Raw genomic sequence first — 21,714 nt, forward strand, 5'->3', positions numbered from 1 at the left:
CTGGCGGGCCTCTCCGTCGCACCAGGTAATACCCGCCAGCGCCCTGTACCGGCCACGCATCCATACGTCGCGTCAGCGCGCGGCCAGAGGCATACACTAGCATTATGCAATAGTTACCGTGCGGTATTGTATTGCTCGGCTGGGTGTTGATGGGCTGCCCTGAAAGGGAGACGGTGTGACTGTTGACGAGGCAGGTCTAGCGGAATCGCTTGATGCCCTTACAGATTCGCTGCTGGTCGCCTCGCGGCTGCTGTTGGCGATCTCTGCGCGATCGATCGCGGAGGTGGATGAGACGATCACGTTTCCGCAATTTCGCACTTTGGTGATCTTGTCCAATGAGGGCCCGATCAACTTGGCCGCCTTGGCTCAGTTGTTAGGGGTTCAGCCGTCTACGACGGGCCGGATGGTCGATCGTTTGGTCAACGTTGGAATGATCGATCGACGGCCGCACCCGCGCTCACGCCGAGAATTGGTGGTCGAGTTGACCGCTCACGGCGAAGGCGTGGTTCAGGAGGTCACGGCGCGCCGACGGGCTGTCATCGCTGAGATTGCAGGCAAGATGGCGCCGCGGGAGCGTCGCGGCTTGGTGCGCGCGTTGAGTGCGTTCACCGCTGCTGGCGGCGAGCCCTCCGCTTCTGCTGGCCTGTAGGTGCCTCGATGCGTCACTTCATTGGGCAGCTCTCACTTCTTCATGGATGGCTGCCTGTGCTGGCCCAACTATTCACGGCAGCAGTGCGGCTACCTGTGAGGCTGACCCCGGGCCGGATACACCGGAGCAGCCGACGGCGCCAGTCAGACCGCCAGGCTTGCCGGAGCCTCCGCCACCGTCCCAGATCGGAAACCCATTGGCCATGGCGGGTACAGAACAGGGCCCCGGGGGCGTGCCAACCAACCTAGGCATCGCAGGGGATCCGAGTCTGCTGGGTCAGAACGTGGCGCCAGCTGCCCCCGGCCGCGCCGGCCCGGTCACGGTCCCGGGCGCCAATGCCCTCAATAACCAGTATTTGCTGCCGCAGAACCTTACGCCAGCGGAACCTGGCAAGGGGGAAATCTACGGGGTCGCGCCCGGCGAGGAGGCCGCCGATGTTTCCGGAGGCGACTACCTGCGAAGGCTGTGGCATCAATACCAAGACGGCCAGCTCGGGGGCGGTCTGCTGGGCCGCCGTCCCAAAGAGGAGCTAAACCAACCTCTACCCGGTACCGCGCCGCCGCCCGGAACCCGGATTCCGGGCTTGGGCGACGACGCACACGGGCCTGCCCCAGAACAATGGCACTGGGCCCCTCCCGAACCTGCAGGCGTTTCTTCGGCAGCTCCGACCGCGACACCTGATACCGGACATCCCTGAGCAGACTCCGCTGCTTCGCGGAACGTCCCTAGCTCAATGGCATCAGCCAACCGAGACCCGTATTCGATTGGGCTGAGAGGCATCTGACACAGGACAGGACAACCGATTGATAAGACACGGAGTCATCGGCTATCAGAGCGGATGTCGATGCGAGGATTGCCAGAGAGCTGAAGCCAGTCGAGTCCGCCGGATCGCAGAAGCTGAGCGCCTACGTTGGCGCGCCCTTGAGCAGACGCCCGGCGCGGCCGCTGCAAGACGCAGATCCGGCCTTACAGATGGCGACGGCAACCACACCCATCAGCGATGGACAGTGTCAGAAATCAGTGTCGCCCTGAACCAATCACTCAACCACGAACAAGTCGCCCACCTTACGGGCCGTACAACAAAAGCCGTGCGCCGTATGCGACAAAGACTCAACCCCCGCTTCTGATTCAACGCACCTAGGTGGTCGCGGATATTGCAGATCCGCTGTGCGCGAACTGCGCCAGAACCTGGTCGGCTGGGCTTGCTCTACCGGCCGAGGTCGGCGGCGAGTCGTTGTATGCGATCGGTGATGTCGTCGCGGATTAGTCGCATGCATTCGATGCCGCGTTCGGAGGGTTCGTCGGTGTCCCAGTATTCGACGTTAACTCCTTCGGCTGCTGGGAGTTTGGCTTTCTGGCCCACAATGATAACGCGATCGACATTACGCGGCAGCTCAGAATAGATGGGTTTGGGGTGTTCGCTGGGGATGTCCACTCCCACTTTCAGCAGTGATTCGGCGGATGGTTGGTTGATGGCTTCGCCGGGTTCAGTGCCCGCCGAGTAGGTGTTGATACGCTTTCCGGCTTCTTTGTGCATGAGCCCGTCCGCCATTTGAGACTTACCGCCGTTGCGGCGGCAGATCAACAGTACCGAGGGTTTTTCGCTGGACACTGTTGATTCCCTCCTTGGGCGATGTGTGAAATGCGTTGTACAGTAATAGAAATAGAGTCTCACCCGACTGCTACTGGGTGGTGGTCACGCCCAGTACGGCCAGCAGGGTGCGGACACGCTGTTCGATGTCGTCGCGGATGGGGCAGGTGGCATCGGCGGATTGTCCGGCGGGGTGGGGCAGGTTCCAAGAACTGTCACAAATCGATATCTGTAGCTGATTTCTATCCTCTTTCATTACGTACCGAACGACCGTTCGCGAAGCCGGGTGTGTGGTATCGCCCCGGTGCTACGCACTGTGCGCCTGGATTTCCGCGATGTCTTCGGCGCTTATCTGCGCCAGGTCAAGACTGTTGCGACGGGTTGATCACGGTGAATGCACATCGTTCCAGGGTGCACGTGCCGCCCAGTACCTCCATGCTCCGGGGCGCGCCACGGCCATCGAAAATGTCTTGGCCGCAATGAAATCTGGCAAGCTCACGCCAGAGCTGTTGGCATACCAATACTTACAGACGCTCGTGAGAATGTCCGGGCCGAAGCCTCCGGGTTAGCCGCGAAGACGGTGCCAGATCGTCGCCTTGCTCACCCCGGCCTCGAACTCAGGGGCGGAAGTCGCCCATGCTGGCATCATCAGTTTCCTCGTCGGTGTCGAGCCATGCCAGGTGCTCCGGCTGGAACCACCGGTTGAGCAGGAGGCGGAGCGGCACCAGCATCGCGATGAATAAGGGGAACAAGATCCCCGCCGGGCTGCTCTTGAGGATCCACAGCACCACCAGACAGAGAAGCTGGACCAAGGTGAAATGGCGGATCACTTTCCAGGGAACATGACGAACGTAGTGGGTGTCGGGGTACAGGTTGGGGTCGGTCAACCATAGTTTCAACCGCGCATAGAATTCCGTCCCGTTGAGGGTGGCAAATCCCATGAACAGGAACAGGCCGAAAAGTACTTCCATCGGAATTTGCTTGATCAGCGGCAACATGAAAATCGAGGCCGCGATCAGGATATGAATGGCCAGCGGGGAGACTCGATTTTCTCGGACAGCTACGATGCGTTCGGCGCTGGAATCGTTGTCTTGTCGTGTGGTGGTCGCCAGACTCTTGACGTGGTTGAGGGAATGGACGGTGGCCGCCACAATCCAGGGCAAACCAAATATAGAACTCACGGCGGTGATGAGGCCGACAACCGCCAGGTCCATGTGATAGCCGCCGCCTTTTCGCAGGGCATGCGACGGGCTGTTGACTAGGCGCGTCGTAATATTTTGGTCGAGAAACAGCAGAACGGTGACCAGGATTGCCGGCCCGAGGCAGGCGACTATCAGCCAGACGGGCAACGAGAACATGTCGACGAGCCAGGACCGGCCGCTGGTGGTGCCGAAATGGTCGGGAATGGCCACGTCCGCCACCTCGACTTCTGGCAACAACAAGGCGAATAGTGTCATCAGGGCGATGGCGATGGTGGGCCCGAAATCTGCCACGAACTCGCGGAGCCTGCGCTGCAGGTACCTAGTCTGCAAGAAAGTCTTGAAGGTGCGGGCCAACAGGAATGTTCCCAGTGCCAGAACCACGGTCATCAGGGCGGTCGCGTCGTTGCGTGGGGACGTAGTGAAGGGCGACACCACCGAGCGCGCTGCTTCGACGATAAAGATGACAGCGACCAGGACGGCGAAGATCTCGTCGACGAAGCGGGTGAAGAACTTCATGAGCGCACTGGCATCGGTCACCGCGAGGATGAGAATGAGAATGCCCGACCAGACGCCCACCCAGGCGTAGACCGGTAAAAAGGGAACATCGAAACGCTGGCATATCGTGTACAACAGGCCGGTGAAGATGACGATGGGGCCGGTGCCGCCCAACAGTGTCAGAGGCTGGGCAGAAGAAAGCGCGAACAGGATTCCGCCGAAGGCAGTTACCACAATCATTTCCACGATGCCGATCTCACCGCCGGTCACGACACTGGTAAGGCCACCGAAGGCAATAGCATTGGCAAGGCACGCGAAGAAAAGAAAACCCACAGACGCTACGACTTTCGAATGCAGCCCATCGGTGAAGTCGCTGACATAGGAAGGCAGCCTTCGCTGTACATCCGCCCGAAGACCACCGCCAAACCGGCCCGTGTAAGTCAGGAGGCCGACCTCGTGTGCATGTGGGTCCTGCGACGCGCCGCTCCGTTTGGTTGACACGTATTGACCCTATTCGACACAGTGGGGTGCCCTCAGCGACTTTCAGGCAAGTCATCGAGGCTCAAACGGATCAAGACGCATGCTCCAGACGATCACCGATCCGCGACAGGATCTGCAGTGCCACACAGATGCATCCATCGAGATGGTCCCAGGACCAACCGCATTGTGTTCGATCGAACATCGCATCTGCTGCCTAGCATCACGTTCCTCTCGACTACGGGGTACGTCCAGCGGCCAAGCCTGGCGCTACGTTGCAGGCGAGTAGCCGCTTGCCTAATCGTGTGGCGTCGATGTGTTCTCGTTGGCTGTGGCGGCCCATAACTCTTGCCCACCGGGCTCAAAGCCCTTATCTCCGAGGGGATCTGGTGGATCTAGGACGGTCAGCTCGCCGGTGTCGGGGTGCCTCTCGCACGAATGCGCATCGACATCACGCACCGCGAACAGCCCGGACAGAGTTGCAGAGACGCCACCACGTCGACCCTTCGGTGTCGGAAGTGCATCGGCTACTGAGATATGCAGCAACCGGGGCGTGGTGGCTATATCGAAATGAAATGCCTTGAGCATGGCTAAACATGCCGCGACCATGATTAAAGAGAACGGTACCGCGGTAGCGATTGATGCGGTCTGCAGTGCCTGCAGGGAACCGCGCCCGCCAACAAGTAGTAGGACCGCGGCCGCGGCCCCTTCCAGCAACGCCCAGTAGACGCGAGTGATTTTGGGCGTGTCCAGCTCGCCCCCAGAGGACAGTATGTCGATAACCAAAGAGCCGGAGTCCGAGGAGGTTACGAAGAAAAATACGATGACGGCGATGGCGAGCACGCTGGTGATGACGCCCAGTGGTAACCCTTCGAGCATCTGAAACAACGAGGTGTTGGGGTCCACGGCCGCGCCGGTCTCCGGGGCTGCTCTGCGCTGAAATAAGGCGGTGCCGCCGAAAACGGTGAACCATAGTGAGCTGATCACCGTGGGCGCCAGCAGTACTCCGCCGACGAACTCGCGGATGGTTCGTCCGCGCGAGATTCGGGCGATGAACATGCCGACAAACGGCGCCCAGCTCATCCACCAACCCCAATAGAACACTGTCCAGTCGATGACCCAGCCATCGTGAGAGAACGGTGCTGTGCGCAGCATTAATGCCGGTAGCGATTGGATGTAACCACCGAGGTTTTGCACCCACGATTGCAGGAGAAACAGTGTGGGACCTAGCAACAGCACGAAGGCGGTCAAGGCCGCGGCCAACATCATGTTGATGTTGGACAGCCATTTGAGACCCTTACTGACCCCGCTGACCACCGAGAGAGTGGCCGCTGAGGTGATGACGACTATCAAGGCGACCTTCCACCCGTTGGTGACCTGAATCCATCCCAGATATTGCAAACCGGCCGCGATCTGTGTGATGCCGAAACCTAGTGAGGTCGCGACACCGAACAATGTGCCGACGATCGCCACGACATCGACCACATCGCCGATGAATCCCTCCACGCGCTGACGTCCCAGTAGCGGCTCTAACAGCCACCGCACCGACAAGGGGCGTCCCTTGCGATAGGTCATATAGGCCATGCCGAGGCCGACAACCACGTAGATACTCCAGGCATGCAGTCCCCAATGGAACAAAGTCAACGACATGGCTTGGTTAGCTGCCGCAGTGGTCTGCGCAGGGATACCACGCGACGCGGGGGGATGTACGTAGTGGCTTAGTGGTTCGGAGACACCGTAGAAGACCAGGCCGATCCCCATTCCTGCGCTGAACAGCATGGCAAGCCACGCGGGGAAACTGAATTCGGGCTGCTCATCGTCGCGGCCCAGCCGGATGGTGCCGACGCGGGAGAATCCGCAGTACAACGCGAACGCCACAAATCCGGTGGCAACGAGGATGTACCACCAGCCGACCCCCTCGCCGATTGTCTTGTTCAGCTGAGCAAAAGCGTCCTGTTTGCCTTTCGCTAATACGACGGCCAGGGCGATCATCCCGATGATGATGATCGATGCCGGAATGAAGACTTGCGGCCTGATGCTGCGCCAAGCACGCCGCACCGGATTCGCGGTGCCCTGGGTGTTGTCAGGTGGGGTCGATTGCGGTGTCAACGTACTTGCCGTCCTCGTCAAAGTCTCATCAGGTATCAGCGTCGGTGTCGATAACCCTAAGCGACGGCGCCGCCCGGTACGCATCAATCGTGCCCATCACACGCCTCGGATAACTATGGAGAGCACAGTCGGGGCGGCCACAATCTATGGCTAACCCAAAGATCTCTAGAAGCAGGTGAGGACGCGATCGGCATACTTATCGCGCTGACGGTGACACCCCCGATCCGACGGGTCGCATGGTGACCAATGGGGAAACACTCGGCTATCGGGTTCGCTTGGTAACTACACGGCAATACTCTGAGATAGAATGGTCTGCAGTAAGTGGCTGGACGCTGTAATTTCCAGTCGAGTGGCAACTACTATCTCGCGGAGGATTGCAATCATGGCCCAGGCGGGGGTGCGGGTGATCACTTGCCGCCGGATGCTTGCATGTGCCGCTTTTCAGCAACATACCCGCGCTCCTGGTCGGCGTCTGAATGCCCGTCGTGTCGCAGTGGTCGTCATTGCGATGGCCATGATGGCCGTGCCGGCGACGGCCCAGTTGGTCGCTGGTGCCGGTTGGCAGGCGGAGGCTGACCCGAATCAGCCGGGGCCTCCTGCTCCGGTTCCGCCGCCGCTGGCAGTTCCGCAGCCGGACAATCTGCCGCGCACTGTCAACATCGGTGGCGCTCAAGTGAAGTCGAATGTTCCGCAGGGAATGGGCGATGGCACCGGGCGACCGTTGGCTGAGCCGCGTGAGCGGTCGATAGCTGCGCTGCCGCCGATCGCGTCCGACGGTGTGCACGCGGCAACCGCCTGGCCGGGTAAGCAAGTGGTCATTCACCTGCCCAACGAACGCGCCTTGACCGCTGCTAATTGGGGTGAAGGTGGTGCGGCTGCTTATGGGTCACCGCCGGTCGATTATGTGGTGATTCCCGATGCCGGTGGCGGCGCGGATATTCGCATGATCCGCAAAACCTTTATCTCGCCCAGTGACTTCACGCTAGGGGTCAGGTATCCGGAGGGCACTCATCTGCGCCAGGCCGGGCAAGCGGTGGTGGTTGAGACCGACGCCGCCCCCGGGCGTCCGGCAGCGATTATCGGAGCGTTGAGCATTCCTGATGCGAAAGACGGAGCCGGGAACCCGATCTCGGTGAACCCATCCATCGGTGGCAGCTATCTGTATCAGCAATCGGATGTGAATCTGAACGTCGGCGAAGTCAGGTTGCTCAATTTTCCCGTCACCATCACCGTGGCCTACCGGCCATCGGCCAGTGTTCCGGCAGTGGCTCAAGGTGACCCCGCACCTAAAGCACCAGCCAACACCGTGGACGGCCGGTGTGTTTCCGGGCCACCACAATTCCGCGGCAACGACAACGACGGAACCCCCGGCGCGGCCGCTGATTTCGTGCCGCCTTGTGCCAGGCTGGCCGCATGCATGAGCGCAGTCCCCGCCCGCACCAGCGCGTTGACGTGTGAGAACACATTCATGGCCGATTTGACCAACGCGTGTGTCACCGCGTTCGGGTACGACGGCGACGACTACGAGGGTTGTCTAGCAGCGGCTAACGGGCATACCCGCTGGGCCAAAGAAAACATGAGACCCGGCCCCGCCGCTACGGGCGCGGGCACCTGACATGTCCACCTACACAGCACTTTCCACAACACAATTTCGGGGAAAGGATCTTGTCGATGAATGAGGATGCGCCCACGCAGACCCTGCCCGCAGCAGCGCCGTTGCGAGCGCCGGAGTTGACCGGCGTCGGTGCCGGGATTATCGGGGCCGCCTTGGTGACTGCGGGGGTGTGGGGCCTGCACGTGCTGACTCCCGGTGGCGGTGCGGTGGGGTCGGTTGGCTGGGTTGTGCTGCTGTGCTTGGCGTTTACTGCCTTGGGCAAGGGCATCACCTTGCTGCGTCGTGCCTTGGCCCCGGTCACCGCCGCAGCCTTGGTGCCGCTGGCTAGTATTTCTGCCCCTGTGCGTGCCACGGCCGGAATCGTCATTGGCGCCAGCGGTATTTGGTGGGTGATGCGCGGACACGCCGCCAGCTGGTGGACACACATCACCGGCACCGGCGGCGCGACCGAGTGGACGTTGATCTCGCAGCTGGTGGTTGTGGCGCTGATCGCTGTTTCTGGTGCGCTGCTATTCGGCGGCGCCAAAACCCTTGCCACGCTGATCTTCGCCAATTCAGGCGCCCGAGAACGCCAAAACAACCTCAGCCAGCAGCAGCGATGGGCGCTGTTTTGGTCCAGTCACCCTGGCCTCGGCTTAACCCTGCTCGCCGGCGGGGTCGCGCTGGTGTTCCTGTCCGGGTACGTCGTTCCGCGGGTGTCGGGGTGGCTTTCCGGCGACGACCCGATGGCTGCCTTGGCGGCCATTGCTGCGATATTGACCGTCGCTTTCTTCGCGAACACGTGGTGGTGGAAAGCACTATCAGGGTGGTGGACCTGGGCCCACACCCACGGCAGCAGCGGCGGCGGAACCAGCCCGCTCGGGCAGATGCAGGCCGGCGGCGCCGTCATCGCACTCATCTGGTTTAGCGCCATGGGATTTGGACTGGCGTCCCCGGCCGATTACACCGGCCCCGGCGCCGCACCCCTGGCGCGTGCCGCCTGCCCACCAGATTGCGGTGGCGGAGGCGGCCTTGACGGTCCCCCGGGGGGCGGCAGCCAGTTCAGACCACCGGACATGCCCGCCCAGCAACCCGACTATCAAGGCGGCATCAACCAGGCGCCCCTGAACCAAAACTCGGGAATCTCGATCTACAACGAAAACCCCGCCCAAGGCGGCGGCCAGCAAGCCTCCCAAAACATGGGCCCACAAATGTCCGGTCAACGCGCCGCCCATGGCGAACCGCTACCCAACTACGGACCCTGGCAACCCGACGCACAACCCCCCGCCCAAGCACCGGTCCAACAAGCACCGGTACAGCAGGCTCCGCAGCCGGTCCAACAAGCACCTGCCCAACAACCTATGCAGCAGGCGCCCCAGGCCCCGCAACAGCCAGCCCAAGCACCGCAAGACCCAGCTGGTCAGCAGCCCGCGCAACAGGCACCCCAACAGCCGGTACAGCAGGCGCCGCAACAGCAGCCAGGAGTGCCGCAACCACAGGGACAGCCCGGGCAGCAACCAGCACAACAACCCCAACCCGGACAAACTCAACCGGGCCAGCAGCAGCCACAAAACCCGGCAAACCACCAGAACCCGGCACAACAGCAGCCGCAGAAACAGCCTGATCAGACACCTCAAAAGCAGCCTGACACGCCGAAAAAGAACCCCATCGACCCCACCGATCTGGCAACAGCGGCCACCCGGCGCGGCTCACAACAAGCCGCCCAGCAGGCTGGCCAACAAAGCACGCAGCAGGCGACACAACAAACTACTCAGCAGGCGACCCAGCAGGCAGCGAAAGCTGCCGAACAGGGCACGCAGAAGGCTGCGCAACCAGGCGACCAATTCCCCGCCGATTTCCACCTCGGACAGGTCGCCGACGGTCTGAAAGCCCGCGGGACATACAGTCCCACCGGCACGCACTGGGGTGACACAGGCAAGACTATCGGCGCCATCACTAAAAGCCAGGCCGAGAACTTCGTGAAGGCGGGCGAACGCTTCACAGCGGTAGGCCGCGTTCTGGAAGTCGGCAAGATGGGGGTCGACCTAGCCAACGGTGCCCCTATACCGGAAACGGTAGGCGCAACTGCGGGATCTCTGGCTGGGGCATGGGCTGGGGCAGAAGCTGGCGCCTTGGTCGGCGCGGCAATCGGATCATTCCTCCCCGGCCCGGGCACAGCCGTAGGCGGCGTCGTAGGAGGCGTGATCGGCGGGTTCGTCGGCAGCGGCATCGGTTCGGAGGTAGGAAAAGCACTCGGCGGCGCTGCCCGCTCAGCCGGATCAGCACTGTCAACGGCCGGTGGTGCCGTCGCATCCTTCTTCGGTAGTTTGTGACAGACAGGGAACGAGGATCAGCTCATGCTCACGGTAGCTGCAGTATTTATCGGCTTAATCGGTTTCATCGGAGCGGTAACCCTCCTCACTCTGATGCAAGTACGTCCGTATTCGTCGCCAGCACAGCTGCTACCGTTGGCGATGGGCGGAATATGTTGCGTGGCGCTCACAGCTAGCGGACTGTATTGGCTAACTGACTCGCAGACGCTACGAATCGGTATTTTATGCGGCGGTCTAGTGATCGCTATAAACATCATCAAGATCGCCAGGCGCCGTCGACACGTCACTATATCGGTGGGCGGCGAAGAATGATGGGCACCGGGTGATGAATGGATTGTATGCGCTGGTCCTGGTTCTGAACTGTGTACTCATCGTCTCGCTTGTGTTTGGAGATGATTTTAATAGAAAGCTGCCCTCCAAGAGCGGATGGTATGTTCAGTTAGCGGCGTCTTCGCTGTTTATCTTTGTCGCGCCCAATCTTGCTATCGCATTCGGCTGTATCGCAGGGATAATGGTCGCCCGGTTTATATTTGCCCTATGGCTCACCCCTCTGGGTAATAATACTTTCGCGAAGATATTTAGACCCTTTCGGTTGCCCGTTAAGCGAGTTAATAGATATGAGAAGCGTGAACGGTCTATAAGAGATGAGGATTGAGAAAGGGATGCTTGCCGTGAGGGAACCCAAACGTACTGCTGTCGCCGTATTGGGTGTAATCGTCGCCGTTGCAGCGGGGTGTTCTTCGCAGCAGTCGCCAAGCGACGCATCCAACACATCTGCCGCGTCGGTGACGTCGTCATCAACATCGCCGTCTGTGGCTGCCGTCGATGGGTGCGCGACCAGTGACATTCCTCGAGTCACGTTGGATGCCAAGGCGCCGGACGAGCCGATGTTGGCAGTGCCGACACCGCGGGGGTGGCAGTATTCGCCGGCGATGAATTCGCCGGTGATTCGCGGGGCTGTAGCCAACGTGGGGTTGCGGGCCAACGATTTCACACCGAATGCGGTGGTGACATTGGAAGATTTGTCCGGCAAGGTCACCTCAGCGCAGCAGGGTGTTGATGCCGAGATCGCCAGTGTGGAGCAAGGTGGCGTGGCCGTTGAGTCCCGCACTGCGGGCACGGTGTGTGGGCACCCGAGTAGCACGATCACTTACACCCTGCAGAACCGGCCGGTGACTGCCCTGATCGCTGCGGTTGAGGCAGGGCCCAAGATCTGGGCCACGGTGCTGACCATCCAAACCGCCGAGCCCGGCAATCCCGCCTACACCGCAGGTAAGCAAGTAATCCTGGAGGGCTTCCAGTTTCGGCTGCCTGGTAATAGCCGCTAACAGCCTGCGCTGCTCGCCCGCCTTTGGCCTACCGGTTGGGGCGGCTGCCGCAGCCGGGTCTAACAGGTGCATGCACGCAAGGGCTGCAACGCACCACCATTGCAAGGAGATTCGATGACCTCAAGTTTTGTTACCGTCGTGCTGGTCCTCATCGGTGTGGTGTTGATCATGCTGGGGCGCAGGGTATCTGCCCGGCGTGCGGTGTTGCTTGGTGCGGGCGTGGCGGCGGTTTTCCTTGCTGTAGTGGTGCTGGTGTCGTCGGTGGTGACCATTGTCGGTACCCGGCAGGTCGGTATCGCGACGGCGTTCAACCGGCCCACCGGGCAGACCTTCAACAACGGGCTCCACTTCAAATTCCCATGGGTGCAGGTACATGAAATGGATGGTGCGGTACAGATCGACACCTACCAGGCTGTCGCGGGCAGCGACCGCCGAATCCCGGTTCGGCTGGGCAACAACTCCACCGCATTGGCGGACGCCTCGATTCGGTGGCAGATCAAGCCGGACTCGGCAGACGAACTATTCGTGCAGTACAAGACTTTCGACGGTGTTCGCGTGAACCTGATTGAGCGCAACCTCAAGGTCGCCTTGAACGAGGCGTTCGCCAAATTCGACCCGCTGGACAAAAAGAACTTGGAAGAGTCGCCGCTGCCCAGTATCGCCGCCCAGGCATTAGGTCTGCTACGCACCAAGGTCGGCAAAGAAGTCGAAATTTTGGATGTGTCGGTACCGACGATCGACTACGACGACAAGACCGAAGAGCGCATAAACCAGATCAACGAGGAACGCGCGAATACCACCAAGGCTGGCCAAGAAGTGGAAACCAACAAGAAGAAGCGTGAGGCCGCCGAGGAACTTGCCAAGATGCCACCACCGGACCTTCGAATCTCCATCGCTAACTGTCTGAACAAGATGGCCGAAACGGGCAAGAACCTCAACTGCTTCCCCATCGGACAAGGTGTGGTTCCGACCCTGAGCATCCCCAACCCGATCACTGTCCCCGAAGGCTGACCACCTAAGCGTGGATGAATCAGTCCTCTTGTGCTGATTTCGTTTACGCGTGACCGCTGGAGTTGATCTTCTTTCTCTTGCTCTAGCAACCGGATACGTTTCCGGGCCACCCGCAACTCGGCAGGCTCGGCCGCATTGACACCGGGCTTGATGCCGTCTTCGACATCGGCCTCGGCCAGCCAGTTCTGCAAACTGGCCTCGCTGACCCCGGGATCGGCAGCGACCTGCGTCAACGGCGCAATGACCCTGACGGGCCACACCCACCACGTCCCGGCGGAACTCATCTGGATACGGCTTCGTCATGCCAGACATCCTCTCCGGCAGCACCGTCCGGCACTACACAATCAGATGTCACCATCCGTGCAGCAGACCCAGTATCTGGAGTGATGACGGTACCGCTCGCTCCGGCCTCTGCCATTGCCTTCTGTCATATTTCGTAAACACGCTGTGGTGCAGTGCGGTTAGTGCATCTCCGGCAAGAAGAGTGGAACCGCCGCATGCGTGGAGCCCGCCTTGTTCGATTCGAAGACCCTGAGCAGTTCAACTAGGTAGATGAACGCGGCGCGGGCGACGGTCAGCGCCTCTATGCACGTTTCGCGCATCGTTTCCAGAGTGATGGCCTGCATCGTTGCGCTGCTCTCGACGTCCGTGATGCCCAGATGGACTGTGATGAACCGGTGTGTGCCCGCGTTGCGCACGAGTTGGGCATGGCCGTACAGGCTGTCTGGGGCCATGTCTATTGCAAGCTCGGCCAGCGACAGTATTGCGTTGGAAAGACCAGCGTGACCGATTAGCGCCGACCGCAGCTGTGTGCACGCAACGTCCTCGAACCAAAACTTACGAAACGACACCTTTTTCGGATTGTCGCCAACTTGCAAATGTTCGTTGACGGCGACAGCCGTCTTATCGAGTACATCTAGCGCGGCGCGATGCGCCAAAATTAGTTTCGACGAAACCTCGCCGTACACAGCGTAATTGAGCGTATCGGCGTACACACCTGGGTCTGTGGGATGCTGCGCCCAGCCGTCGGTCGTGGCGAGGGCTTCCTCGGCTTCGTAGGCAAGTCTCCTTGCGACCAGGAAGTCGGCCTTGAGTACGTTGAGCATTGCAAAGATCAGTGGTGGTGACGCCGCATCCAACTTGGTCGAGACTTGATTCAATCCGATTGTGTCCCAGCGTGTCTCCTTACTGCTTGATCCCAGATCTTCAAGGGCGGCAGCGAGCGCCAGCCGATGAGAAGCGATCCACATGAGGTAAGGGTCACCTGATGCAGCTGGCGTGGTCGGCGGAATGTCAGTGCCAGTTAGTTCCATGTGGTCATAGCGCTGCGCTGCAGCCTCGCCCGCGACTGCCACTGTCACGGCTCGGTTGTCTTTGGCTTGCCGCAGGTACTGGTCGTAGAGGTTGCACAAATGGCCCTCGTAGTCCCAACCGGCACCGATGACCCTGCTGATCATTACAGCGGCGTTGCCCGCGGCGTTTCCGTTGCTGGGGGCTTCCCGGAGTACACGAACATAGGCGTCGTACGCCTCTATCCAGCGCCCTGAATGATCTAGAGTGTTCGCAAGGTTGCACCAGCGGGTACTGCGCTCAAGGCCGCCGTCGAGCAACATCGCGGATGACTTGAGGTTCTGTCGTGCTAGCCGGAGCCGCTCGTGATCGGCGAACCGGGTCGCTACCCAAGCCTGCATCTGAGTTCGTTCAGGGGCTTGGGTCGAGGCGAGGCTGACGCGAATATCGGCTATCGACGTCTGGCAGTTTGCCAGGTTGTAGAGCGCCGCCGATTCATACTGGCTGCCGGCCACAAGGCCACTGTCAATCACAGAAGTCATCCACCCCTCGGCAGTCATCAGGGCCTCCACGTCACCCGTGCGACACGCAGCATTGATCACTACTCCGGCGGCGTTCATCAAGATGGCCGCATCGCGAGTCTGGGTAGGTGTGGGAGAGCCGCCGAACGCCTCTCCCACGACCGTTGTTAGCAAGGCTGCGACTCGCTGCGGGTCTTCGTCGACTTTCCCGTCAAGGAAGTACGTCAACCCGGCGACGTCTCGGAGGGCGTCTTCGTCCATCCCTCAAGTCTGCAGGCTGTCGTTGCGGCCCACCCCGCACATGCCGTCCAGTTTCCTCAACCTGAGACGACTAGGCGCGTTCCGAAATCGGCACTATCGCGTTCCGAGGCCATAAACGGCGCCACGGTTGATCAGCTGCGACGGAATTTTCAACACGTCCCCGAGGGCGGGGATCAGCACAGGAGTCTACCGGGCTGTCCCCGTGGGCTCTCATCCGAACGGGCAGGTACCGGTCGGGCGTTCAGGGGCGGCAAAGCTATCCAGGCGATAGCCGTGATAGAAGTCTGCCAGTCGCTCGTTGCGGCGGGTCAGGGTTCGCGAGATCTTCTCGTACTTGCGCTGCGCGGTACGCGATCCATCGAGCTGAGCGCGGGCATCGTCTATGCGAATCGTGTTGTACAACATGGGTTCTATCAGCAGCCGTTCCGGTGTCACACGCCACACCAGCTGCAGGAGCCGGGTATAGAGGGCGAACTCGACGTGGTGGCGGGGCTTGAGCCGGAACCCGATCATCTCGCGTATCTCGGGGTGCATCGCCTTGGCCGAGCACACCTGAATCACCCGGCCCGCGATCGGGCGAATCGCGAGCCAGAGCGGCAATAGGGCCGGGCGCATCGCGGCGGGGAGTAACAGTGTGGGCAGTGGTAGCCGCATTAATCCGGCGAACTGCTCGCGCAGAAAGCCGTTGGACTGCAGTTTGTTTGACACCATGTCGTCGTAGTACTCGACGAATGCGGCGTATGTTTCCGGGAATTTCCCCTTGGCGCTGGGTAGTTCGAGATCCTTGAACAGGTACCGCTGATATTGATATGCGGCCTCCTTTTCGGCGGGATTCATCGAGTAACCCGTGCAGTATGGGAAGGCCTCCAAAGTGGCGTTCATGGCACTGGCTGCGATCCATATCCACAGCTCGGGATCCAATGCGCTGTAACGAATCCCCGCGTACTCGCCGACTCCCGTGCCTCGCACATCGCGGTGGCGCTCCTTGAGCCATTGCGCCGTATCTGCTCGCTGCTGCTGATTGCCGGCGAGCAGGGACATCGCGCTCAGCGCACTCCGAATGCCGCGGTCGGTGAAATTCTGGCGGAACCGTCCGGAGCGGTCCACAGACGCCGCCACCGGCAGCAGGGCTACCTCGTCGAACAGCACCCCGCCGAATACGCCGGTTAGGGGGCTGCCCAGGTGCTTGCGAAATGCGTCCATGACGCGCGGGCGTGTGCCGGTCGCGCGGAGGAAAGCCAAGCCCTCTTCGTGGGTATCTCGGTTCGATTCGCCGTCATGCGTGGTGTCGCGCGGTAGTACATGCGTCATTGCATCCTCCGTCGGTGTTAGTAATTTAGTTAGAAGCTAACATTGCCACACGAAGTTGGGAAGTACCTCTGCGTGAGAGACTGAGCTGTGTCTGCAGATCCGGATCCGACCGGCGAGCGCATCCTCGAGGCCGCGCTGCAGACCATGCTCAGCTTCGGTCTTCGGCGGGCGACGGTCGACGAGATCGCGCGGCGTGCGGGCGTATCGCATATGACGGTCTATCGCCGCTGGTCCAACAAGACCGAGCTTGTGCTCGCGGTCCTCATGCGGGAGGCGCAGACGATGTTCTCCGCCATCGACCGCGAAATCGCGGCGCTGAAGAGCCCCGAGGACAAGCTCGTGGCGGGATTCACCGGAATCTATTGGCATGTGCACACCCACCCACTGATGCAGCGGGCGGTGGAAACAGATCCGGAGTCAGTGCTGCCGGTCTTGACCAATGGGGCAGGCCCAGCCCTGGATATGGCGACCACATACCTGGCGGGTCACGTGAGCCGCAGCGCCGGCGATGTTGTCGACGACGCTTACGGTGTGGCGGAAGTATTTGTGCGCCTGACGCATTCGTTAATCCTTGCGCCCAGCGCCCGCCGGGAGCTGGCTACCAGGGAAGACGCCGAGCAGTACGCCCGTGAGTACATTCTGCCGATCGCGCGGGCCTTGGTGCCGGCGCCCAGCAAGGCGCTGCTGTAGCCAGGCGGTGCGACGTCGGCCCGGTTCCCAGGCGTCCACTGTGTGTGCTTTCGGCCGGTGGGCGACCGGGCCAAGTAATCTTTGTGCATTGACCATGGTCGGGGACATAACGACTAGACATTGGGGGTAGTGGATGGATACGGACATCGGAGCGGGCTCACCGTCGGCCGACGACTCGTCTGATGCCGCGGATACCGCGCCGCTACCGGTCCTCAACGCGTTTCCCGGGATGTTGTCTGAACCCGGTCCGTTCGCCGCGCCGGAGCAGGAGTTTGGCCGGCCGCCGTTTCTCGATGAGCCGGCATTCGTGCAACCACACTCGCCCGCGGTAGAACCAAGCGGTCAGTACCTGCAGTGGCCGAGTCACGAGCACTTCAGCACGGCGGCCCCCGTCGCCCCAGGACCCGCGAAGCCGACGACTCCGGTTGATTTCTCGTCCTGGGAGGACAAGCCGCAAAGAAGCAAGCGGCCGTTAGTGATTGGTGGCGCGGTGCTGGCCGCTGTGGTGGTCGTCGTCGGTGGTGTGGTCGCCGCATTCGCAGGCGGTGGCGACGACGCCCCGCCCGCGGAACCGAGCGCGGCCCCATCGACAACGGTGACTAGCAGGGACTCCGATGCCGAAGCTCGCTTGCTCTCCATGCTTCCGACGGGATACGCGACGTCGGCCTGCAAGGCCGTTGAACCCGCGAATGAGGCAGTGGCACAAGTAAAGTGCGGGCGTAGTGACGATCCGGATGGGCCGCTGGAGGCCAGCTACTCGCTGGTGAAGGACAGGTCCGCGCTCGCGGCAGGGTTGAGCCGTCTGACGAAACGTAACGCGGTGGTGGTGTGCCCCGGCCGGATTCAGTCGCCGGGACCGTGGCGTCGCAACGCCACGCCGGATCAGGTGAGCGGCACGGTCTTCTGCGGCACCAACCAGGGACACCCGGTGGTCGGTTGGACCGACGAGGAGCGGCTGCTGCTCAGCGAGACGCGTTCGGGCGTGACCGGTCCGACTCTCGACCAGCTGTATGCCTGGTGGTCCTCGCACTCATAACAAAAACCGCCGGCCGCACGAGGCGGCCGGCGGTCAATGCCGAAACGGTTCCTGAGGCTTCTACTAGCCCTCGGTGGACACCGGAGTGCCCTGGCTGCCCGCTGCGCGCTGGCGGTGCGGGGTGCTCTCCGAGGCCGGAACGGCGGGAAGCGCGGCCACTGGTGGGGTCGCGGTCTGCGGAGCACCCTCGGCGCCGGGGACCGGAGTCGCGGGTACCGGCGAGGCGGGGGCCGGGGTAGCGGGCACCGCGGTGCTGTTCAGCGGCGTGCCTTCGGCGGGGACCGGGGTGGCAGGAGTCGGACCCGGCGTTGCGGTCACGGGAGCTACCGTCGGGGTCGCGGTCGCCGCGGGCTGCTGTCCATCCACCGGGGTGCCCTGGCTACCGGCGGGCAGCGGGGTGCCCTGGCTGCCCGCGGGAACAGCGGCAGGTGCCGCGGACGTGGTGGGCGCGGCGCTGGTGGCGGGCGCGGGGGCGGTGCCATGCGACTGGCTGGAAGAGCCGCCCGAACGCGGCGCGGCAGCGGCGGGCGCGGCCTTCCAGGTGAGCAGGTCCTCGTCACCGGAGGTGTAGGTCACCGTCTCGGGGGCGGCACCGGTCACGTCGAAGTAGATCTTGCCGCTGGTCTTCTCGCCCTGCGACAGGGTTCCCGGGTTCACGCCCTGCTCGCTGGGTACGCCGTACAGCACGCGATAGGTCTCGCCGTCGCTGGCCTTCGCGTTGAAGTTGGCGACGATGGGGATGACGCTGCCCTGGATGGCCTCGTCGGTGGCGGTCGCCTCCCACAGGGTGCCCTTGGGCTGGTACGACAGCTGGTCGGTGCTGACCTTCAGGTCGCTGACGGTCCACGCCTGCACGACATCGCCGTTGGTCAGGCGACCTTGCTGGCCGAGCGTGGTGTCGGCGCCGGCGGTCGGCATCAGGGCAAGTCCGGCGGCCGCCGCGACGGCCCCCAAGGCGGCAGTGATGGGCACATTGATCTTCACGATGGTGGTCTCCTTGACGTCCGAAATGCTCCCCCCAGCGGGGACGGTCTGTCGTAAAACTAACAGGTCTGGGTGCACCATCGTCGCCCGAAGTACACGATTGCCATACGGTTAAGAACATGACGGTTGATTCCACCGGTCACGAGGGGGCCGCGCCGGAGCCAGACGACTGGCCACCCGACGCACGCATATTCACCATCCGTGCTGTGGCGGATGATGCCGTGCCGAGCTTGGCCGCCGAACTGCCCATTAACGCAACAGAACTCGGCACGCTGGACGGAGATGCCGATCATCCCGTGCAATTCTGCAGTGTGCTGCTGGAACCGCCGGTCAAGCACCGGTTTGAAACGGCCGACGCCGCCCGGTATGAACGTGAGTATTGCGACCGGGACGATGACGGCGAATTCTTCATGGTGCACGTCGCGCTGCTCGGCGCCCGGCGCCCCGGAGTCTCACTCGCACCCGGCGCCCGCGATGCCCTCGTCGACGTCGCTTACGTCGTGGATTTGTCGTTAGAAGAAGACGGCGTGCTCAACCCTGCCAAGGTCGACTGGGCGGGAGGGGCGATCGTCGACGTCGAGGGTAGTGTTCCCGCCGAGCAGTCAGCCCCCGCTGATCTACCGACGGTCTCCGAGCAGACGCCCGCGCCCGTCCCGGCCGCGAGTGCGCCCGAGCCCGGGAGTCCGGGGAGTTCGGAGTGGATCCGCGAGCAGCTCGATGTCCGTATTGCCGTGTTGAGCCGGCTCGCTGGTGAAGTCGCGATCTCCGAAGTGCCCGTGCCGACGGAGCTGGCCAAGGGGGAGCGCCACTCCAATACCGCTCCGCAGTATGTGCTGGATGGAGCGCAGTTCTGGTACCACACGCGTGATCCGAAAAAGGGATTCGTATGGAAGACCACGAACAACCCGAATGAACTGATTTATTGGTGCATCGACGATGTCGCCAGGGGACTGGCGTGGCGGTGGACGCAACAAACGGCTACCTACAAGACCATGCCTCCGGCGATGGCGCAACGCACGTTATGGGCGCCGTACTGGCAGCTGTTGATGAATGCGCTCGACACCAAATGGGGCGCCATTACGGGTCGCAACATCCGCGACCTGCTGTGAGCGATCACCACCGGTAGTCGAGAAACTTCCCGTCGAGAGTCAGGACCACACGATCGCCGTCGGGATCGGCGCGGCGCGCGATGTCGACCTTGAAGTTGATGGCGCTCATGATGCCGTCGCCGAACTCCTCGTGGATGGCTTCCTTGATCGCCGGGCCGTAGACGCTCAGCGCCTCATACAGCCGGTAGATCGTCGGGTCAGACGGTGCACCACCGTCCAGCGTGCCGCGGTACGGCTGGGCCCGTAACGCGGCGGTGACCTGCGGCCCCAGCTCGAGAAGTTCCGCCACCTTGGCGGCCTTCGCTTCGGGCACCGGGTGCTGGCCGAGAAGCGCGGCAATGGTCCAAATCAGTGGTGAGTCAATCGCTTCCGCGATGTACTGCCACGTCAACTTCTTCTCGAGGCGGCGAGCGGTGATCAGTTCGGCGGCTTCGTCCTTGGTCATGACCTCAGACAAACAGACACCCGCCGCGCACGCAAACTAGCGCTGCCACATGCCTTTCTGGGTGTCGCGCTCGTAGTAGTTCATCGAGTTTTCTCCGCTTGCGGTCCAGAGCATGGCCAGGGTGACGAGCGTGATGGCGATGAGCACCATTGAGTCGTTCCACATGATGACCTCCTTGGTATATCGATCGGTCTACCACTCATTGCAGCACCTACACCGATCGGTGTACAGGGAGGTGTGGCGGACGCCACATAACGGTTTTGCGGCTAGTCGGCGTCCAGGGCTCCGGCGGTCAGCGCGGCCGCGTTGATCCTGGTCAGCACCGCATGCAGGTGTCCCAGTTCGGAGAGGTCGACGCCCAGGCGTTCCACGACTGCTGCTGGCACCTTGAGTGCCTTCCGGCGCAGTGCGGCGCCCTGCTTGGTCAGGGTGACGTGTGTGGTGCGTTCGTCAGCAGCGCTGCGTGGGCGGGTGATCAGGCCCAGCGTCTCGAGCCGTTTGAGCATGGGGGAGATGGTTGCCGAATCCGTTTGCAGTAGGGCGGCTATCTGCTTGACGGACAACGCTTCCGGCGCATCGTCGCCGCTGCTCTTGGCGTGATCCCAGAGCGCCAGCATCACTAGATACTGCGGATGTGTGATCCCCAGGGGGGCGAGTATTGGCCGGTAGATGGCCAGCACCGCGCGATTGGTGACGGCCAGTGCGAAGCACACCTGCCGCTCCAGGGCCAGCGGGTCGACATCGGGTGAGACTGCGGTCATTCTCACTATCCTAACCATTAGTTAGTGCACTAATTATTAGTCTACAATCTAGTTATGGCCGCCGATCGCCCGAACTTCTTTCAGTACATCGCCTACTGCTACGGGCGGCGCCTACCTGACTCGATGAAGGACTGGGTCGCCAATGATCTGGCGGGCAAGGGCGCGGTGCGTCGGCACATTTTCCGGTGTGCGATTCCACCGCTTTTCATCCTCGCGCCGTTCTGGCTGCTGCCGGCGTCGCTGTACGTCCACATGGAGATGACGGTGCCCATCTACGTGTGGGTGCTCATCATGGCGCATGCCCTCAACAAGGTCTGGCGCCGTCACCGGCTGGTGCAGCATGAACTGGATCCAGGCTTGGTCGATGTGCTCAAGCGTCAAAAGGACGCGTGGATTCACGAGGACTACGCGCGGCGATTCGGGCCGCGCTCAGGAGACGGCCACTCCAGTAGCGGCCCCATCTAGCGCGGCGTGGTGTCAAGCATCTTTGTGCACTGAGTCTTGCGGTCTTGCGTCA

General features: G+C 61.9%; 20 protein-coding genes and 1 pseudogene. 11 read left to right on the forward strand and 10 right to left on the reverse strand.

Annotated elements, in window-relative coordinates; translation table 11 throughout:
• Positions 1–175 precede the first annotated feature (175 nt).
• Both RHO23_RS00895 and RHO23_RS00900 read left to right on the forward strand, forming a co-directional pair.
• Positions 176–649, forward strand: coding sequence for a MarR family winged helix-turn-helix transcriptional regulator (locus RHO23_RS00895; protein WP_116079902.1), 474 nt, complete (start codon positions 176–178; stop codon positions 647–649).
• A gap of 232 nt (positions 650–881) precedes the next feature.
• Positions 882–1,346: a hypothetical protein gene (locus tag RHO23_RS00900; protein WP_123771714.1), complete on the forward strand. Its 465-nt coding sequence runs from the start codon at positions 882–884 to the stop codon at positions 1,344–1,346.
• A gap of 510 nt (positions 1,347–1,856) precedes the next feature.
• Here RHO23_RS00900 and RHO23_RS00905 read toward each other — a convergent pair.
• The gene (locus RHO23_RS00905; protein WP_081349562.1) at positions 1,857–2,261 is read right to left on the reverse strand and encodes a low molecular weight phosphatase family protein; all 405 of its coding nucleotides are present in this window, start codon (positions 2,259–2,261) and stop codon (positions 1,857–1,859) included.
• A gap of 70 nt (positions 2,262–2,331) precedes the next feature.
• Positions 2,332–2,496 (reverse strand): hypothetical protein, encoded by a 165-nt coding sequence (locus RHO23_RS00910; protein WP_373877284.1) that lies wholly within the window; start codon positions 2,494–2,496, stop codon positions 2,332–2,334.
• Between the two features lie 73 nt (positions 2,497–2,569).
• Here RHO23_RS00910 and RHO23_RS00915 point away from each other — a divergent pair.
• Positions 2,570–2,788 (forward strand): annotated as a pseudogene (locus tag RHO23_RS00915) (hypothetical protein); the annotation flags it as partial.
• A gap of 69 nt (positions 2,789–2,857) precedes the next feature.
• On the opposite strand, the gene RHO23_RS00920 reads toward RHO23_RS00915, so the two are convergent.
• Together RHO23_RS00920 and RHO23_RS00925 are read right to left on the reverse strand one after the other, a co-directional pair.
• The gene (locus tag RHO23_RS00920) at positions 2,858–4,438 is read right to left on the reverse strand and encodes a sodium bicarbonate transporter family protein (RefSeq protein WP_070942820.1); all 1,581 of its coding nucleotides are present in this window, start codon (positions 4,436–4,438) and stop codon (positions 2,858–2,860) included.
• 273 nt (positions 4,439–4,711) lie between these two features.
• A complete protein-coding gene (locus tag RHO23_RS00925; protein WP_070942819.1) occupies positions 4,712–6,523 on the reverse strand; it encodes a BCCT family transporter in 1,812 nt (603 codons plus the stop codon).
• 616 nt (positions 6,524–7,139) lie between these two features.
• Between RHO23_RS00925 and RHO23_RS00930 the strand changes: the two genes are divergently transcribed.
• From RHO23_RS00930 to RHO23_RS00945, 4 genes are all read left to right on the forward strand, one after another.
• Positions 7,140–8,138 carry a hypothetical protein gene (locus RHO23_RS00930; protein WP_070942898.1) on the forward strand — a complete coding sequence of 333 codons (999 nt, stop codon included), beginning with the start codon at positions 7,140–7,142 and terminating at the stop codon, positions 8,136–8,138.
• A 56-nt stretch (positions 8,139–8,194) separates the two neighbouring features.
• Complete coding sequence (locus tag RHO23_RS00935; protein ID WP_070942818.1) at positions 8,195–10,450, forward strand: hypothetical protein; 2,256 nt, start codon at positions 8,195–8,197, stop codon at positions 10,448–10,450.
• Between the two features lie 812 nt (positions 10,451–11,262).
• Complete coding sequence (locus tag RHO23_RS00940; RefSeq protein ID WP_234798293.1) at positions 11,263–11,778, forward strand: LpqN/LpqT family lipoprotein; 516 nt, start codon at positions 11,263–11,265, stop codon at positions 11,776–11,778.
• Positions 11,779–11,892: 114 nt separating this feature from the next.
• Positions 11,893–12,789 (forward strand): SPFH domain-containing protein, encoded by an 897-nt coding sequence (locus RHO23_RS00945; RefSeq protein ID WP_070942817.1) that lies wholly within the window; start codon positions 11,893–11,895, stop codon positions 12,787–12,789.
• Positions 12,790–13,250: 461 nt separating this feature from the next.
• Here RHO23_RS00945 and RHO23_RS00950 read toward each other — a convergent pair whose 3' ends face one another.
• Both RHO23_RS00950 and RHO23_RS00955 read right to left on the reverse strand, forming a co-directional pair.
• Complete coding sequence (locus RHO23_RS00950) at positions 13,251–14,861, reverse strand: LA2681 family HEPN domain-containing protein (protein WP_070942815.1); 1,611 nt, start codon at positions 14,859–14,861, stop codon at positions 13,251–13,253.
• A gap of 210 nt (positions 14,862–15,071) precedes the next feature.
• Complete coding sequence (locus RHO23_RS00955) at positions 15,072–16,172, reverse strand: oxygenase MpaB family protein (protein WP_064407933.1); 1,101 nt, start codon at positions 16,170–16,172, stop codon at positions 15,072–15,074.
• Positions 16,173–16,259: 87 nt separating this feature from the next.
• Here RHO23_RS00955 and RHO23_RS00960 point away from each other — a divergent pair, with 87 nt between their 5' ends.
• Positions 16,260–16,862 (forward strand): TetR/AcrR family transcriptional regulator, encoded by a 603-nt coding sequence (locus tag RHO23_RS00960; protein WP_030094473.1) that lies wholly within the window; start codon positions 16,260–16,262, stop codon positions 16,860–16,862.
• Between the two features lie 133 nt (positions 16,863–16,995).
• Positions 16,996–17,898 (forward strand): hypothetical protein, encoded by a 903-nt coding sequence (locus RHO23_RS00965; RefSeq protein ID WP_064407934.1) that lies wholly within the window; start codon positions 16,996–16,998, stop codon positions 17,896–17,898.
• Positions 17,899–17,961: 63 nt separating this feature from the next.
• Here the strand turns inward: RHO23_RS00965 and RHO23_RS00970 are convergent, their stop codons facing one another.
• Positions 17,962–18,882 carry a DUF1942 domain-containing protein gene (locus RHO23_RS00970; protein WP_423488558.1) on the reverse strand — a complete coding sequence of 307 codons (921 nt, stop codon included), beginning with the start codon at positions 18,880–18,882 and terminating at the stop codon, positions 17,962–17,964.
• A 119-nt stretch (positions 18,883–19,001) separates the two neighbouring features.
• Here RHO23_RS00970 and RHO23_RS00975 point away from each other — a divergent pair, with 119 nt between their 5' ends.
• Positions 19,002–19,991 (forward strand): hypothetical protein, encoded by a 990-nt coding sequence (locus tag RHO23_RS00975; protein WP_423488559.1) that lies wholly within the window; start codon positions 19,002–19,004, stop codon positions 19,989–19,991.
• A gap of 4 nt (positions 19,992–19,995) precedes the next feature.
• On the opposite strand, the gene cynS is transcribed toward RHO23_RS00975, so the two are convergent.
• The 3 genes from cynS to RHO23_RS00990 all read right to left on the reverse strand — a co-directional run bounded on the left by cynS (position 19,996) and on the right by RHO23_RS00990 (position 21,197).
• Positions 19,996–20,436, reverse strand: a complete 441-nt coding sequence (cynS, locus tag RHO23_RS00980; RefSeq protein ID WP_423488560.1) for a cyanase — start codon at positions 20,434–20,436, stop codon at positions 19,996–19,998.
• 36 nt (positions 20,437–20,472) lie between these two features.
• Positions 20,473–20,601 (reverse strand): hypothetical protein, encoded by a 129-nt coding sequence (locus RHO23_RS00985; RefSeq protein WP_044104185.1) that lies wholly within the window; start codon positions 20,599–20,601, stop codon positions 20,473–20,475.
• A gap of 101 nt (positions 20,602–20,702) precedes the next feature.
• Positions 20,703–21,197, reverse strand: a complete 495-nt coding sequence (locus tag RHO23_RS00990) for a MarR family winged helix-turn-helix transcriptional regulator (protein ID WP_423488561.1) — start codon at positions 21,195–21,197, stop codon at positions 20,703–20,705.
• A gap of 54 nt (positions 21,198–21,251) precedes the next feature.
• On the opposite strand from RHO23_RS00990, the gene RHO23_RS00995 reads away from it, so the two are divergent.
• Complete coding sequence (locus RHO23_RS00995; protein WP_057963741.1) at positions 21,252–21,662, forward strand: DUF5313 domain-containing protein; 411 nt, start codon at positions 21,252–21,254, stop codon at positions 21,660–21,662.
• Positions 21,663–21,714: the final 52 nt, after the last annotated feature.

This window comes from Mycobacteroides sp. PCS013, assembly GCF_049532645.1.
Taxonomy (GTDB): Bacteria; Actinomycetota; Actinomycetes; order Mycobacteriales; family Mycobacteriaceae; genus Mycobacterium; species Mycobacterium gwanakae.

Bases quoted from the DNA above. Each gene is read 5' to 3' on its own strand.
- RHO23_RS00910 (WP_373877284.1), bottom strand. From the start codon at position 2,496: ATGAAAGAGGATAGAAATCAGCTACAGATATCGATTTGTGACAGTTCT.
- RHO23_RS00935 (WP_070942818.1), top strand. From the start codon at position 8,195: ATGAATGAGGATGCGCCCACGCAGACCCTGCCCGCAGCAGCGCCGTTG.
- RHO23_RS00945 (WP_070942817.1), top strand. From the start codon at position 11,893: ATGACCTCAAGTTTTGTTACCGTCGTGCTGGTCCTCATCGGTGTGGTG.
- RHO23_RS00950 (WP_070942815.1), bottom strand. From the start codon at position 14,861: ATGGACGAAGACGCCCTCCGAGACGTCGCCGGGTTGACGTACTTCCTT.
- RHO23_RS00955 (WP_064407933.1), bottom strand. From the start codon at position 16,172: ATGACGCATGTACTACCGCGCGACACCACGCATGACGGCGAATCGAAC.
- RHO23_RS00965 (WP_064407934.1), top strand. From the start codon at position 16,996: ATGGATACGGACATCGGAGCGGGCTCACCGTCGGCCGACGACTCGTCT.
- RHO23_RS00975 (WP_423488559.1), top strand. From the start codon at position 19,002: ATGACGGTTGATTCCACCGGTCACGAGGGGGCCGCGCCGGAGCCAGAC.
- cynS (WP_423488560.1), bottom strand. From the start codon at position 20,436: ATGACCAAGGACGAAGCCGCCGAACTGATCACCGCTCGCCGCCTCGAG.
- RHO23_RS00985 (WP_044104185.1), bottom strand. From the start codon at position 20,601: ATGTGGAACGACTCAATGGTGCTCATCGCCATCACGCTCGTCACCCTG.
- RHO23_RS00990 (WP_423488561.1), bottom strand. From the start codon at position 21,197: ATGACCGCAGTCTCACCCGATGTCGACCCGCTGGCCCTGGAGCGGCAG.
- RHO23_RS00995 (WP_057963741.1), top strand. From the start codon at position 21,252: ATGGCCGCCGATCGCCCGAACTTCTTTCAGTACATCGCCTACTGCTAC.